The sequence below is a fragment of the Ideonella sp. sgz306126 genome, assembly GCF_056032705.1.
In genome coordinates this window covers 827,220-841,860 of the sequence record NZ_JBVYWP010000002.1, presented here as the reverse complement: position 1 = coordinate 841,860, position 14,641 = coordinate 827,220, and the positions used below count along the sequence as shown (strand labels likewise).

The following is a 14,641-nucleotide window of genomic DNA, read 5'->3' as shown; positions in this document are numbered from 1 at the left end:
GCGGCCCGCGCCCTGGCGAGGCATCGACATGAACACAGCACTCCCTTCCCTGCCCTGGGTGGTGGCCATCGCGGCCATGGCGGTCGGCGCCGTGTCGCCGGCACAGGCCCAGGCCGGCCTGCAGCCCGGCCTGTGGGAACACCGGATGCAGATGAAGACCGCCAGCGGGCAGATGGAGGGCGCGATGGCGCAGATGCAGAGCCAGCTCGCCAACATGCCTGCAGAGCAGCGCAAGATGATCGAGGAGCGCATGTCCCACAGCGGTGTCGGCCTGGGTGGCGCGCCGAACACCGTGCGGGTGTGCCTGAGCAAGGAGCACGCCGCGCGCGGCGAGGCCCCGCAGGGCGACGGCCGCTGCCAGCAGCAGATCGTCCAGCGCAGCGGCGGCACGGTCAAATTCCGTTTCACCTGTTCGGGCAACCCGCCGTCCAGCGGCGAGGGCGAATACACCATCACCAGCCCGCGGGCCTACAGCGGCCACTCGGTGGTCGAGACGGTGGTCAAGGGCCAGCCCGAGCGGGTCGAGATGACCCAGTCGGGCACCTGGCTGAGCGCCGATTGCGGCGGGCTCAAGCCCGCCCCGTGAATGCCGCCGGCGAAGGGCTGCCTCAGCGCCCGCCGGCCACGTCGAGCACCGCGCCGGTGGTGTAGCTGGCCTCGTCCGACAGCAGCCAGACGATCGCCGGCGCGACCTCGTCGGCCCGGCCCAGCCGGCCCATCGGGATCAGGTGCTGGCTGGCGGCCACCCGCTCGGCATGGCCGCCGGACGCGTGGATCTCGGTGTCGATGATGCCGGGGCGCACCGCGTTGACCCGCACGCCTTCGGCCGCCACCTCGCGTGCCAGGCCGGCCGTGAAATGGTCGATCGCCGCCTTGCTCATCGAGTAGTCCAGGTAGAGCCCGGGCGAGCCGACCCGCGCCGCGGCCGACGACAGGTTGACGATCGCGCCGCCCCGGCCGCCGTGCCGGGTGCTCATGCGCCGCACCGCCTCGCGCGCGCACAGCACGCTGCCGCTGAGGTTGACGGCCCACATCCGCGCCAGCCGGGCGGCGCCCATCTCGTCGACGCGCGCCGCCACGTCGAGCACGCCGGCGTTGTTGACCAGGCCGCCCAGCGGGCCGAGCTGCGCCTCGGCCGCGGCGAACATCGCCATCACCTGGGTCTCGTCGGCGACGTCGGCCGCGACGGCGATGGCGCGCCGGCCCAGCGACCGGACCTGGGCCGCGACGGCCTCGGCGGCGTCGCGATCGCACCGGTAGTTCAGCGCCAGGTCCCAGCCCTGGCGGGCGGCCTGCAGCGCGGTGGCCGCGCCGATGCCGCGGCTGGCGCCGGTGATCAGCAGGGTGCGGGCACGGGGCGCGGCGTCAGGCATCGTGGGCGGTTCCGGCGAAGGGGGCGGGGGATGGCGGCGGCACGGTGCCGCACGCGAGGTAGATGGTACCCATCCACAGCCGCTCCACCACCAGGTCCGGCAGGCGCGCGGCCAGGGATCGCCAGGGCGCGTCCAACCCGCCCGGCGAGGTGATCGAGTACCAGGCGGCGCCGGCCACGAACAGGTTCCCGAAGCCGTTCCACGGCGCGGCCCAGCACAGGCCGCAGGCCACCACCCGGGCGCCCGGACGCAGATGGGCGAGCACATGGTCCAGTGCCGCGGGCTGCTGCAGGATGTCGTGCGTGAAGTGGAACAGCGCGCCATCGGCCGCTGCCGGAAGGCGCGCGCGGTCCGCCGTGGCCTGCTGCAGGTGGATGCGGGCGCCCGCCAGCTGCGCAGCCCGTCGGCGCGCCAGCCTCAGCATCGCCGGGCAGGGTTCCACCCCCCACACCTGTCCGCCGGGACGCACCCGGCGACTCAGGCCGGCCAGGCTCAGGCCGGTGCCGCAGCCCAGGTCGAGCACAGTCTGGCCTGGCGCCAGCGCCAGCTGTGCGATCGCCCGCTCCCGCAGCGGCTCGAAGACGGCCAGTTCCAGATCGTAGTGCGCCGCCCGCTGGCGGTAGATCGCATCGGACGCGGCGGCCGGCGGCGCGCCGGCACGGCGATGGGCGGGGTGGGTGTCGGCCATGGTGGACCTTGCGATCCGCCCCAGCATCCGCTCTTCGCGCGGCGAAGTCCACACCATCGATCAAGGCCGCCGCCGGGCGGCCCCCGGGCTCAGCCGGCGCGCACGCGGTTGCGGCCGGCCTGCTTGGCGCGGTAGAGCGCGCGGTCGGCCTGGTCGAACAGCAGCGAGGCGTCGCAGGGCGGGGTCTGGGCCAGGCCGATGCTGACGGTCACCGCCAGTCCCGGCGCGAGCGCCGTCCAGTCGTGCCGGGCCACGCCCTCGCGCAGGCGCTCGAACACCTCGATCGCGGTGGCCAGGCCGGCGCCGGGCAGCACGACCAGGAACTCCTCGCCGCCGATGCGCGCCAGCACATCGTCCGAGCGCGTGTTCTCGCGCAGGATCTGGGCCATCTGCACCAGCACCTGGTCGCCCACCCGGTGGCCATGGCGGTCGTTGACCTGCTTGAAATGGTCGAGATCGATCAGCCCGAGCACGAGGTCCTGGGCCTGGCTGGCGGCCTGCGCCAGCAGACCGGGCAACTGTTCGTCGAGATGGCGGCGGTTGCCCAGGCCCGTCAGCGCGTCCTGGCTGGCCTGCAAGGCCATCTGGACCGCGCGGGCGCGCTCCGCCTGCGCCTCCTGGCGCGCCCGGTCGGCCTGCAGGCGGGTGTGTTCGGTCTCGGTGCGGGTCACCAGCAGGCGCGACTGGGCGCGCAGCTGCTGGGCCATGCGGTGGCGCTGAAGCCGGTCGCCCTGGTCGTGGTGGGCCAGGGCCTCGTCGATGCGCCCGAGCTGGCGGCACGCGCGGTACAAGGTCTGGTGCAGGCGGATGCGGGTGGCGCCGGGGACGTCGTCGGCCGCCTCGCCCAGCAGTTGCTGGAGCACTTCGCGAGCCTCGGCGGGCTGGCCCTGGCGCAGGTGGCCTTCGGCCAGGGTGCAGCGGATGCGCCAGCTTTGCGCCGCGTGGCCGCGCGCCTCGGCCTCGGCCAGCGAGCGGTTCAGCATCGGCAGCGCCGTCTCGGACTGGCCCTGGTGCAGCAGGGCCTCGCCCAGGTTGCCTTCGAGAAAGATCTGGAAGAAAGGGTCCGCCCGGCCCTCGGCCTGGGACAGCGACAGCGCCCGGCGGGCGTAGCCGGCCGCCCGCGCCAGCGCGGCGCCGGCCTCGTCCGGATCCACGTCGTCGCGCAGCAGGTAGTAAGCGCCGATGGTGATCGCGGCGAGGTTGTTCAGCGTCGTGATCTGGGGGTAGGCGCCGCCGTCGGCCTCGGCATGGGTCAACGCCTCCAGCATCAGGCGCTCGGCCTGCCAGGGATCGCCCATGCGTTCGAAACAGGCCGCCATCGCGTTCAACGCGACTGCGATCTCGCCCGGCTGGCCGCTGGCCTGTGCCAGGTCGGCGCCGCGGATGGCGGTGCTCATCGCCAGTTCGAACTCGCCCAGCTCGCAGGCGCCGAGCGTGAGCCAGCGCAGCAGTTCCGCCTGGAGCTTGGGCTGCTCGGCAGCCCCGTCCAGCGCCAGCGCGCGCTGCGCCACCTCCAGCAAGGCCTTGAGCTGACCCAGGCGGAACTGGCAGAAGCAGGCCAGGTGCCAGGCCTGCAGCCGCTCGTGGTCGGACGCGGCGGCGTCGCCTGCGTCCAGCGCGGCCTGCATCGCCGCGGCCAGCGCACCCTGGTCGCGCTGGCCGCGGGCGTGGGTCATCAGCGCCGACCAAGCGGACTCGTCGAGCGGGGGGGCGGCGGACACGGGGGGATTCTTCAACGGCAGGGGATGGCGTGCGGTGGGCCCTTGGCGACACCGGGACAACGCCGACGGCGGCCATTCCGGCGGCGCGACCCGGCGGGCAGATACAGATGGTGACAGAACGCCGGCCGCGGCGATTGCGAGGGTTCCCTGAGGGGCGTGACGCAATGCGCAACGACTGCCGTTTCGCCGCGCCCCATTGCGCGATGTGCACGGGTTTTCCCGCAATTACAATCGATTGTAGTTTCGCGATGATGCCACGCCCTGTGCCGGCGCCCGGGTCGCGCCGGGCCCGGGCCTGCCGAGGGCTGCCGTCGCGCCCGGGCCCTTTCCCGCTGTCCTTCGATCCGTCCCCGATGCCATGAAAAACCAGGTCCAACTGATCACCTATGTCGATCGCCTCGCCGACGGCGGCTTGCGCGCGCTGCAGGCCTTGCTGAACGGCCCGCTGAACGGCGTGTTCGGCGGCGTGCACCTGCTGCCGTTCTTCTTCCCGATCGACGGCGCCGACGCCGGCTTCGATCCGATCGACCACACCCTGGTCGACCCGCGGCTGGGCGATTGGGCCGACGTGCGCGCGCTGGCGGCCGAGACCGAGGTGATGGCCGACGTGATCGTCAACCACATGTCGTCGTCGTCGCCGCAGTTCAAGGACTTCTCGGCGCGCGGCGCGGCGTCGCCCTACGACGGTCTGTTCCTGACGCTGGGCGCCGTCTTCCCGCACGGCGCGACCGAGGCCGATCTGCTCAAGATCTACCGCCCGCGCCCCGGCCTGCCGCTGAGCTGCCGGGTGCTGGACAACGGCGAGCGCCGCATCCTGTGGACCACCTTCACGCCGCAGCAGGTGGACATCGACGTCACGCATCCGCAGGGCCAGGCCTACCTGAGCGGCATCCTGCGCACCCTGTCCGACAACGGCATCCGCATGGTGCGGCTGGACGCCGTGGGCTACGCCATCAAGAAGGCCGGCGACAGCTGCTTCATGATGACCGAGACCTTCGCCTTCATCGACCGCTTCGCCGCCGAGGCGCGTGCGCTGGGCATCGAGGTGCTGGTGGAGATCCATGCGTACCACCAACGCCAGATCGAGATCGCCCGACGGGTCGACTGGGTCTATGACTTCGCGCTGCCGCCGCTGGCCTTGCATGCCTTGAGCTTCGGCACCGCCGAGGCGCTGAAGCGCTGGATCGCCATCCGCCCGAACAACGCGCTGAACGTGCTCGACACCCACGACGGCATCGGCGTGATCGACATCGGCGCCGACCCGCAGGACCGCGCGGCCCACCCGGGCCTGGTGCCCGACGCCGAGATCGACGCGCTGGTCGAGCGCATCCACCTCGACAGCGGCGGCCAGAGCCGCCAGGCCACCGGCGCGGCGGCGTCGAACCTCGACCTGTACCAGGTCAACTGCAGCTTCTACGACGCGCTGGGCCGAGACGACGCCGCCTACCTCGCGGCGCGCGCGCTGCAGTTCTTCCTGCCCGGCGTGCCGCAGGTCTACTACGTGGGCTTGCTGGCGGGCGAGAACGACATGGAGCTGCTGGCGCGCAGCGGCGTGGGGCGCGACATCAACCGCCACCGCTACGGCGCCGGCGAGGTCGAGCAGGCGCTGGCCCGGCCGGTGGTGCGGGCCTTGATCGACCTGATCCGCCTGCGCAACACCCACCCGGCCTTCCAGGGCCGCTTCGAGGTCCTGGACAGTCCCGCCCACGAACTGGCGCTGCGCTGGCAGACCGAGACCGACTGGATCGCGCTGCACCTGGACCTGCGCGCGCGCCGCCACATGGTGACGCAGGGGGTCCATCGGGCCACCGGCGCCGTATAGAACGATTGCAGCATCGATTCCAACAACGATCCAGCCCGCTGGAAATATCGTCTTATTTCTGCCATCTGTGCTGGTATTCCCTGTGTTGCAATCGATTGCGATCAATCAACAAAAGAACTAAATTTCCGACCGTTCCGGCCATGACCCGAGCCGACGTGCCGGCCCTTTCCCACCACGGCTTTACCCCGCGAGGAGACTCCATGAAGAAGCAACCCCAGGCGCCTCGCCTGACCCAGATCGCCGCCCTGCTGGCCACATCCTCGTTCGCGGCCTTGCTGGCCGTGCCGATGCAGGCGCAGGCCGACGGCACGGCCGCGCCGGCCGCCAGCGGCGCCGCCACCGGCGCGAAGGACTCGGGCGACGCCCTGGGCCTGGACCGGATCGTCGTGACCGCCACGTCCGACGCCAAGAGCAAGCTGCAAAGCTCGGTGTCGGTCACCACGGTCGATTCCGATCTGGTGACGGCGATGAACCCGCAGACCCAGTCGGAAATCCTGAACCTGATCCCCGGAATGATTGCGCAAGGGGGCGAAGGCCCCGGCGGCAACAGCAACATCTCGGTGCGGGGCCTGCCGATCACGACCGGCGGTTCGCCCTTCGTCCAGTTGCAGGAAGACGGCCTGCCGACGGTGTTGTTCGGCGACATGAATTTCGGCAACAACGACTACTGGACCAAGTTCGACCGCTCCAACACCATCGAAGCGGTGCGCGGCGGATCGGCCTCGACGCTGGCATCGGGTGCGCCGGGCGCGGTGTTGAACTACGTCAGCGACACCGGTGATGTCCCGGGCGGCGAAGTCGGCTTCGAGACCGGGCTGGGCAACAACTCGAAGAAGGCCTATTTCGATGTCGGCGGCCCGATCGCCAAGGGCCTGCGCTACCACGCCGAGGGCTATCTGGTCGAAGGCGCGGGCGCGCGCGACCAGGGCTTCAACGCCCAGAAGGGCTACCAGCTCAAGGCCAACCTCACCAAGGATCTCGACGGCGGCCTGGGCTACGTCCGCTTCAACGTCAAGCTGCTGGACGACGCCGAACCGCTGTACACGTCCTACCCGGCGCTGCTGACGGCCAACAGCAGCGGCTATTCCAGCATTTCACCGTTCCCGGGATTCGATTCGCGCACCGGGTCGGCGGTGGGCGTCTACAACCAGTTCGTCAACGTGCTCGACAGCCAGAGCGGCCAGATGACCCGTGTGGCGTCGGACGGCCTGCATCCCAAGGCCAATGCCTATGGCGTGCAATTGCACCTGACCCCGGGCCAGGGCGTGACGGTCGACGACAAGTTCCGCTACACCCAGATGAGCGGCACCTTCTCGACCCAGTTCATGGGCCTGACCCAGGCGTCCAGCGTCATCGGCTCGACGGTCAACGGCCAGACCGTGGGCTCCATCGTCTATGCCAACGGACCCAAGGCGGGCCAGGCCTTCACCGACACCTACCTGAACGGCGGCACGCAGATCTACACGCACATGAGCGACATGGGCAGCCTCGCCAACGACCTGTCGCTGAGCAAGGCGTTCGCACTGGCCGACGGCAAGCTCAAGGCCAGCGGTGGCTTGTTCTACATGGACCAGACCATCGCCCAGGACTGGCATCCGAACTCGCATTTCCAGACGCTGGACGGCAAGAACCCCGCTGCGCTGAACCTGGTGAGCACCACCGGCCAGTTGCTGACGCTCAACGGCGTGTCGGGCTACAACACGGCCTGGGGCGCCAGCGTCGACCGCGCCTACAACATCAGCGCGGCCGACACCGCTCCGTACCTGAACATGAATTGGGAAAAGGGCCCGCTGCAGTTGGATGCCGGCCTGCGCTACGACCAGATGAAGGTCACCGGCTGGGCCGAATCGGCCAGCAACGCGACCACCACCACGAGCATGATCAACGGCTCGCTGGTGTCGTCGTCGACGCTGGATCCGTCGACCTTCGAGGCCCTCGACTACACCGCGCACTACACCTCGTACACCCTGGGCGGGCTGTACATGCTGGACTCCAACACCAGTGCCTTCGCCCGCGTCAGCCGCGGCGGCCGCTTCAACGTGGACCGCAACATCCTGTCGGGCTACACGAACGCCGATGGCTCGCTGACCTCGTCCGGCGCGCAGAAGGCCGTCAGCATGGTGAACCAGCAGGAGCTGGGCCTGAAGCACCGGGGTCGTTTCGCCAACACCGCGTACAGCCTGAACGCCACCGTGTTCCACAACACCTACGGCGCCTCCAACTTCGACCTGACCCAGGGGCCCGCCGGCACCTACTATGAAAGTTCGTACAAGTCGACCGGCCTGGAACTGGAAGGCTCGCTGCGCCATGGCGGGGCGTCGCTGGTGGCCAACCTGACCTACACCGACGCGGTCATCACCGCCAATGCCCAGGGCCCGACGCCCCAGACACTGGTCAGCAGCGGCGTCGGCAACGAGCCCTCCGGCACGCCCAAGCTGGTCTGGATGATCGCGCCGTCGTACACGATCGGCTCGGTGCACGGGGGGCTGATGTTCGTCGGACGCGGCGCCACCAACCTGAACAGCAGTTCGCCGTACTGGTCGCCGTCGGAAGTGCAGACCCATCTGAACCTCGCCTGGGAATTCATGCCCAACGCCACCGTCAGCCTGAACGTGCACAACCTGTTCAACAAGCAGTACACGAACGGCCACCTGGACCAGTCCAGCCTCAGCGCACTGCAAGGCGACGGCATGATCAACGGCCAGTACGTCGGTACCGTGGGTGCCGTCAACGGCCGTACGGCAGTGTTGGACTTCAACTACGCGTTCTAAGGCCGCTCGCAGGCCCGCAGGCCTTCACGGCCTCTCCCGGCGCGCAAGAAGACGCCTTCTTGCGCGTCTTTTCCATTGAGGGCGTCCACGCCGGCCGGACGTCCAGTGCAGGGGACTTCTCATGGCAGACAGACAGATTCGCCGCATCGTCATCCTCGGCGGGGGCTCGTCGGGCTGGATGACGGCGGCCGCGCTGGCCAAGTCGATCGAGCACGGCTGCGACATCACGCTGGTCGAGTCCGAGGAGATCGGCACCATCGGCGTCGGCGAGGCCACGATCCCGCCGATCAAGCAGTTCAACCAGATGCTGGGCCTGGACGAGAACGAGTTCCTGCGCCGCACTCGGGGCACGTTCAAGCTGGGCATCCGCTTCGCGAACTGGGGTCGCCTGGGCCATGCCTATTTCCACCCGTTCGGCAGCTACGGCCGGCCGTTCGATCTGGTGCAGATCCAGCACCACTGGCAGCGGGCACGGGCCCAGGGCCGGGCGCAGTCGCTGGACGACTACTGCATGGCCTGGGCGGCTGCCCAGGCCGGCCGTTTCCAGCCGCCGCTGGCCGATCCGCGCCACGTGCTGTCGACCTACGACCACGCCTACCATTTCGATGCCGGCCTGTATGCCCGCTACCTGCGCGACTATGCCGAGGCGCGCCGCGTCCGGCGGATCGAGGGCAAGGTCCGCTCGGTGCAGCAGCACCCCGAGACCGGCTTCATCGAGAGCCTGACGATGGAGAGCGGCGACGTCATCGCCGGCGAACTGTTCATCGACTGCTCGGGCCTGCGCGCGCTGCTGATCGAGGGCACGCTCAAGACCGGCTACGACGACTGGACCCACTGGCTGCCCTGCGACCGGGCACTGGCGGTGCCGTGCGAGACCGGCAGCTTCCCTCCCTACACCTTGTCCACCGCGCACGCCGCGGGCTGGCAATGGCGCATTCCGCTGCAGCACCGCACCGGCAACGGGCATGTCTATTCGTCGGCCCACATGGGCGACGACGAGGCCGCGCAGATCCTGCTGAACCACCTCGACGGCAAGGCGCTGGCCGAGCCGCGCCTGATCAAGTTCACCACCGGCCGGCGCAGGCAGTGCTGGAACAAGAACGTGATCGCCATCGGCCTGTCCAGCGGCTTCCTGGAACCGCTGGAGTCGACCAGCCTGCATCTGGTGCAGGCCGGCATCTCGAAATTGCTGGCCTACTTCCCGGACCGGGATTTCGACCCGCTGGTCATCCGCGAATTCAACCGCGTGGCGGCCGCCGAGGTCGAGCGCATCCGCGACTTCATCATCCTGCACTACCACCTGACGACGCGCGACGACAGCCCGCTGTGGCGGCACTGCGCGCACATGCCCATCCCGGACACGCTGCAGTACAAGATCGATCACTTCAAGCGCTTCGGCCGCCTGATCCCCGGCGAGATGGACCTGTTCGGCAACGCCAGCTGGCTGGCGGTGCACATCGGCCAGGGCAACTGGCCCGAGCGCAACGACCCCTTGCTCGACTACCGCGCGCTGGACGGCGCGGCCTACCTGGAGCGACTGCGCGCTGCGATGGCGGCGGCGGCGCAAGAGCTGCCGCCCCACCGCGCCTACATCGACCGCCACTGCCGGGCGGCCTGAGCCGGCCATGCCGGCTCAGGCGTGCTCGGGTGCGTGCCGGGGCAGCTTGACGAACAGCGTGGCCACCGCTGCGGCGATCAGCAGCGCGCCGGCCAGCAGGATCACGTTGCGCGCGTCGCCGCCCAGCCAGGCGTGATAGAACAAAGGCAGCGTGACGCTCTGGATCAGCATCGGGATCACGATGAACATGTTGAAGATGCCCATGTAGACCCCCGTGCGCTCCGGCGGAATGCTGTGGGCCAGCATCACGTACGGATTGCCCATGATGCTGGCCCAGCCCACGCCGATGCCGATCATCGGCACGAACAGCCACAGCCGGTCGTGGATGCCGGGCAGGGCCAGCATGCCCAGGCCGGCGAGCGTGAGGCAGACCGCGTGCATCGTCCTGGAGCCGAAGCGGCGCGCGAACGGCACCAGCGCCAGCCCGCCGACGAAGGCCACGGCGTTGTAGAAGCCGCCGATCTGCCCGTTCACCAGCACGGCGTCGCGATAGCCGGCGGCCGTGACGTCGGTGGTGTCGAACAAAGTGCGGGCCAGCGAGTAGGTGATGTACTGCCAGTAGCAGACCATGCCGTACCACTGGAACAGCTTCATCAGCGCGAGCTGTCGCATCGCCGTGGGCATCTCGACGACCGCCCGCCAGATCTCGCTGAGCGTGGCCCCGGCGCCCCGGGCCTTGGCCTTCATCTCGGCGATCTGCTCGGCCGCGAGCGGCAACTCCTTGACGCGCAGCACCGAGAACACGATGGTGCTCAGCGACAGCACCGCGCCGATGATGAACGCCACCTTGGTGATCTGCGGGATGTGGTTGCCGTCGACCGCGTCCTTGTTCATGCCCATCCACACCAGGATCGACGGCGCCAGGTAGGACAAGGCCTGCGCCAGGCCGGCGAAGGCGCTCTGCGTCAGGAAGCCCAACGGGTGCTGGCGCGGGTCCAGCCGATCGCTGACATAGGCCCGGTAAGGCTCCATCGTGACGTTGTTGGCCGCATCGAGGATCCACAGCAGGCTGGCCGCCATCCACAGCGCGCTGCTGTAGGGCATGGCCAGCAGGCTCAGCGAGCACAGCACGGCGCCGATCAGGAAGTACGGCGTGCGCCGGCCCCAGCGCGAGACGGTGCGGTCGCTCATCGCGCCGATGATGGGCTGGACCAGCAAACCCGTCATCGGCCCGGCCAGCGACAACAGCGGCAGCGCCGCCTGGTCGGCCCCGAGGTAGCTGTAGATCGGGCTCATGTTGCTCTGCTGCAGGCCGAAGCTGAACTGCAGGCCGAGGAAGCCCACGTTCATCTGCACGATCTGCGACAGGGAAAGAATCGGCTTGGCGCCAGAGGTCATGGTGGGCTGCAGAGGCGAGGGTGAGCGCGACTCTAGGCAGCGATGCAAACGATTGCAATTGAGGATTTCCCGCAGAGGGGCGCCGCGGACTCAGGGTTGCATCGCCGCCCGCACCTGCTGCTCCGCCCGTTTCAGCGTCGGCCCGGCGGGCTGGTGGGCGAACAGGATGTCCTGCAACGCGGCATCCATGATGTCATTGACTTCGGCGGCATGCGGCGCGATCGGCGGCGCGAAGGTGCTGCCCCGCGCCATCGCCAGGAACGCACCGGCCTGCGCGCCCGCCCGGCGCTGCGCCTGCAAGGCCACCTCGGCCAGGCCCTGGATGGCGGGGTAAACCACGCCGGCGCGCGCCACCGTCTGCTGGCAGGCCGCCGAGCCCAGGTAGCGCAGCCACTGCCAGGCCGCCTCGCGGTGCTTGCTGCCGATCCAGATCGAATGGCCCAGGCCGTTGAGCATGCTGGTGCGCCGGCCGGTGGGCCCGACCGGCAGCGGCACCCAGGCATGCGGAAAGCTCAGGTGGCTGCGCAGGTAGCCCGTCATCCACGAGCCGGTGGGCACCATGGCCACGCGGCCGGTGATGAACAGCGCCTCGGCCCCCAGCTTGCCCAGCGTGCGCGGCGTGGTCGAGATGCCGTGCGTGGGCAGGTCCGACAACCAGGTGAGCGTCTCGGCCAGGCGCGGATCGTCGTAGTGCAGCACGGGCGACCAGGGACGGTCCTGGAAGCGAAAGCCGTCGCTCTCGGCGAAGTGGCTCCATTCGGTCTGGCCCATCATGCCGCCGGCCGACGGCGTCTGGTAGCCGTAGACCGCCACGTGGGCCTTGTCGAACCGCGGATCGAGCGCGTTGCGGCCGGCCTGGTCCCGCGTCATCAGCGCGATGATGCGGCCGAAGCTGCCGCCGTCCTTGGGATTCCAGGTCATCGCCGCGAGCTGCGCGTCGCTGATGCCGGCGCGGTGCGCCATGTCCAGGTTCACCAGCATCGCCACGGTGTCGAAATCGGCCGGCAGCGCGTACTGGTGGCCGCCCTGGCTCCAGTGGGCGTACAGGCCCGGCAGGTACTGGCCCGGGTCCAGGTGGTCGCGCGCCACCAGCGGCGCCAGGTCCACCAGCAGGCCGTTGTCGACCTGTTCGGGAAACTTCTGCAGGTGGTTGGCGAAGACGTCCGGCGCGGTGTCCGAGATGAAGCCGGTCGCCAGCGTGGTCCAGTAATCGTCCCAGCCCTGCTGCTGGATGCGGATGCGGATGCCGGGGTGGCTGCGCTCGAAATCCGCGGCGCACTGCTGGTAGAGCGGGCGCTGGTCGGCATCCCACAGCAGGTGCCGCAGCACGATTTCGGCCCGCGCCATGGCGCCCTGCGCGATCATCGCCGCCGCGATCAGCACCGACCTGGCCCACCTTCGCATCATTTGCCTCCGCTGTACTGGACCGATTCCACCACCCGCCGGCCGAAGGCCAGCAACAGCAGCAGGGTGGGCAGCATGGTGATGCAGCTGGCCGCCATCAGGCCGGTCCAGTCCACCTGGCCCTGGGGCGTCTGCGACTTGAACGCCTGCAACGCGACCGGCAGCACCTGATGACCTTCGCCCGGCGAGACGATGAAGGGCCAGAAGAACTCATTCCAGGCGCCGATGCCCGACAGCATCGCCACCGTGGCCAGCGGCGTGCGGCTCAACGGCACGATGACGCGCCAGAAGAGGGTCCAGTGCGAAGCCCCGTCGAGCAGCGCCGCCTCTTCCAGGTCGCGCGGCACCGAGAGGAAGAACTGGCGCAGGAAGAAGATCGAGAAGGCCGACAGCAGCGCGAACGGCGCGACCATGCCGGCCATGCTGTTGAGCCAGCCCAGGTCGCGGATCAGGATGAAGTTCGGGATGAACAGCACCACGCCGGGCAGCATCATCGAGCCGATGAACAAGGCGAACACCAGCTTGCTGCCGGGAAAGCGCAGGCGCGCGAAGGCGTAGGCGGCCATCGCGCTGTTGCTCGTCTGCAGCAGCACCACCAGGCCGGTGAAACACAGCGAGTTGCCCAGCGCCTGCAGAAAGTTCACCTCGGCGCCCGAGCCGCCCAGGGCCTGGCTTTGCGCGGGCGACAGCAGCCCCAGCACGCGCTTGAAGTTCGCCATCGTGGGCTGCCGCGGCCAGACCTCACCCGCGTGTTCCAGCAACTGCGACGGCTGCTCCAGCGCGGTCTTCAGCATCACCCACAGCGGGCCGACGGTGAGCAGCAGCATCGCGATCAGCGCCGCCCAGGCCAGCACGCGGCCCGCGCCGAAGCCGCCGGTGCCCAGGCCGGGAATGCGGGTGCGTCGGGTCGGGCTCATGGTGGATGCGTGGCGGGCTCAGGACAGGTCGCTGTGGTCGGCGCGCATCACGCGCATCTGCAGCACGGTGTAGAGCAGCATCACGGCGCACAGCGCGACCGACATCGCCGAGGCGTAGCCCATCTTCAGGAAGCCGAAGGCGTTCTGCACGATGTACTGCACGATCACGCGGGTCGCGCCTTCGGGGCCGCCCTGGGTCGTGACGGCGACGGTGTCGAAGATCTGCAGCGAGCCGGTCACGCTGGTGACCAGCACGAACACCATCACCGGCCGCAGCAGCGGCAGCGTCACGTGGCGGAAGGTCTGCCACTCGCCGGCCCCCTCGAGCGCGGCCGCCTCGTACAGGCTGCGCGGGATGTTCTGCAGGCCGGCCAGGAACAGCATCGCCACCAGGCCCATGTGGCGCCAGATGTTCACCGCCGCCACCGTGGCCAGCGCCTGGTCCGCACCGGCGAAGAAGGGCTGGGCCGGGCCCCCCAGCGCGACGATCAGGTGGTTGACCAGGCCCAGCGTCGGATCCAGCGCCCACAGCCAGAGCATGGCCACCAGCACGTTGGACAGCAGGTACGGCAGCAGCACCAGCGTCTTGACGAAGAGCGAGCGTGTCAGCCGGTCCATCGCCACCGCCAGGCCCAGGCCGAACACCGTCTGCAGCGGGATGTTCATCAGCGCGTATTCGAGCGACAGCGCCATGCCGCGCCAGAAGCGATCGTCGGCCCACATGCGCTGGTAGTTGGCCCAGCCCACCGGACGCGCGGGCCGCAGCAGGTTCCAATCGGTGAAGCTGATCTGCAGCGCGCGCACCGCCGGCCAGGCGTAGAACAGCAGGAAGCCGACCAGCGCCGGCGCGATCATCATCCAGGCGGTCCGGGCTTCGCGGTTCCAGCGCCGCGCGCGGTGAGGCGTGGAGGAGCTGCCAGAGCGGATCATTTGCTAATGTTATTAGCAACTCAGTCCAACACGCATCAGGGTAAGCCATGAGCTGATTT

Annotated in this window: 11 protein-coding genes; 4 read left to right on the top strand and 7 right to left on the bottom strand. The window is 69.5% G+C overall.

All coding sequences use genetic code 11. The features are described from left to right. The first annotated feature begins 28 nt into the window (after nt 1-28). On the top strand, nt 29-586 hold the full coding sequence (locus tag AC0N04_RS08345; protein WP_474280425.1) for a DUF3617 domain-containing protein: 558 nt from the start codon (nt 29-31) through the stop codon (nt 584-586). Between the two features lie 22 nt (nt 587-608). Here AC0N04_RS08345 and AC0N04_RS08340 read toward each other — a convergent pair whose 3' ends face one another. From AC0N04_RS08340 to AC0N04_RS08330, 3 genes are all read right to left on the bottom strand, one after another. Next, on the bottom strand, nt 609-1,373 hold the full coding sequence (locus AC0N04_RS08340) for an SDR family oxidoreductase (protein ID WP_474280423.1): 765 nt from the start codon (nt 1,371-1,373) through the stop codon (nt 609-611). Next, on the bottom strand, nt 1,366-2,061 hold the full coding sequence (locus tag AC0N04_RS08335) for a class I SAM-dependent methyltransferase (protein ID WP_474280421.1): 696 nt from the start codon (nt 2,059-2,061) through the stop codon (nt 1,366-1,368). The genes AC0N04_RS08340 and AC0N04_RS08335 overlap by 8 nt, the downstream gene beginning before the upstream one ends. Before the next feature lie 89 nt (nt 2,062-2,150). After that, nucleotides 2,151-3,782: a GGDEF domain-containing protein gene (locus AC0N04_RS08330; protein WP_474280419.1), complete on the bottom strand. Its 1,632-nt coding sequence runs from the start codon at nt 3,780-3,782 to the stop codon at nt 2,151-2,153. 358 nt (nt 3,783-4,140) lie between these two features. On the opposite strand from AC0N04_RS08330, the gene gtfA reads away from it, so the two are divergent. The 3 genes from gtfA to AC0N04_RS08315 all read left to right on the top strand — a co-directional run bounded on the left by gtfA (nt 4,141) and on the right by AC0N04_RS08315 (nt 9,993). Further along, nucleotides 4,141-5,604 (top strand): sucrose phosphorylase, encoded by a 1,464-nt coding sequence (gene gtfA, locus AC0N04_RS08325; RefSeq protein WP_474280417.1) that lies wholly within the window; start codon nt 4,141-4,143, stop codon nt 5,602-5,604. A 200-nt stretch (nt 5,605-5,804) separates the two neighbouring features. After that, the gene (locus AC0N04_RS08320) at nt 5,805-8,375 is read left to right on the top strand and encodes a TonB-dependent receptor (RefSeq protein WP_474280415.1); all 2,571 of its coding nucleotides are present in this window, start codon (nt 5,805-5,807) and stop codon (nt 8,373-8,375) included. A 121-nt stretch (nt 8,376-8,496) separates the two neighbouring features. Then, entirely contained in the window at nt 8,497-9,993 is a 1,497-nt protein-coding gene (locus AC0N04_RS08315; RefSeq protein ID WP_474280413.1) for a tryptophan halogenase family protein, read from the top strand. A gap of 15 nt (nt 9,994-10,008) precedes the next feature. Here AC0N04_RS08315 and AC0N04_RS08310 read toward each other — a convergent pair whose 3' ends face one another. The 4 genes from AC0N04_RS08310 to AC0N04_RS08295 all read right to left on the bottom strand — a co-directional run bounded on the left by AC0N04_RS08310 (nt 10,009) and on the right by AC0N04_RS08295 (nt 14,582). Further along, nucleotides 10,009-11,331 (bottom strand): MFS transporter, encoded by a 1,323-nt coding sequence (locus AC0N04_RS08310; RefSeq protein WP_474280411.1) that lies wholly within the window; start codon nt 11,329-11,331, stop codon nt 10,009-10,011. 90 nt (nt 11,332-11,421) lie between these two features. Continuing rightward, nucleotides 11,422-12,738, bottom strand: coding sequence for an ABC transporter substrate-binding protein (locus tag AC0N04_RS08305; protein WP_474280409.1), 1,317 nt, complete (start codon nt 12,736-12,738; stop codon nt 11,422-11,424). Then, the gene (locus AC0N04_RS08300; RefSeq protein WP_474280407.1) at nt 12,735-13,652 is read right to left on the bottom strand and encodes a carbohydrate ABC transporter permease; all 918 of its coding nucleotides are present in this window, start codon (nt 13,650-13,652) and stop codon (nt 12,735-12,737) included. The genes AC0N04_RS08305 and AC0N04_RS08300 overlap by 4 nt, the downstream gene beginning before the upstream one ends. A gap of 18 nt (nt 13,653-13,670) precedes the next feature. Continuing rightward, nucleotides 13,671-14,582: a carbohydrate ABC transporter permease gene (locus tag AC0N04_RS08295; RefSeq protein WP_474280405.1), complete on the bottom strand. Its 912-nt coding sequence runs from the start codon at nt 14,580-14,582 to the stop codon at nt 13,671-13,673. Between the last annotated feature and the right edge of the window lie 59 nt (nt 14,583-14,641).

Excerpts from the sequence above, each read along its gene's own strand:
- gtfA (WP_474280417.1), top strand. The coding sequence starts at position 4,141 with ATGAAAAACCAGGTCCAACTGATCACCTATGTCGATCGCCTCGCCGAC.
- AC0N04_RS08300 (WP_474280407.1), bottom strand. The coding sequence starts at position 13,652 with ATGAGCCCGACCCGACGCACCCGCATTCCCGGCCTGGGCACCGGCGGC.
- AC0N04_RS08345 (WP_474280425.1), top strand. The coding sequence starts at position 29 with ATGAACACAGCACTCCCTTCCCTGCCCTGGGTGGTGGCCATCGCGGCC.
- AC0N04_RS08320 (WP_474280415.1), top strand. The coding sequence starts at position 5,805 with ATGAAGAAGCAACCCCAGGCGCCTCGCCTGACCCAGATCGCCGCCCTG.
- AC0N04_RS08315 (WP_474280413.1), top strand. The coding sequence starts at position 8,497 with ATGGCAGACAGACAGATTCGCCGCATCGTCATCCTCGGCGGGGGCTCG.
- AC0N04_RS08305 (WP_474280409.1), bottom strand. The coding sequence starts at position 12,738 with ATGATGCGAAGGTGGGCCAGGTCGGTGCTGATCGCGGCGGCGATGATC.
- AC0N04_RS08295 (WP_474280405.1), bottom strand. The coding sequence starts at position 14,582 with ATGATCCGCTCTGGCAGCTCCTCCACGCCTCACCGCGCGCGGCGCTGG.
- AC0N04_RS08340 (WP_474280423.1), bottom strand. The coding sequence starts at position 1,373 with ATGCCTGACGCCGCGCCCCGTGCCCGCACCCTGCTGATCACCGGCGCC.
- AC0N04_RS08335 (WP_474280421.1), bottom strand. The coding sequence starts at position 2,061 with ATGGCCGACACCCACCCCGCCCATCGCCGTGCCGGCGCGCCGCCGGCC.
- AC0N04_RS08310 (WP_474280411.1), bottom strand. The coding sequence starts at position 11,331 with ATGACCTCTGGCGCCAAGCCGATTCTTTCCCTGTCGCAGATCGTGCAG.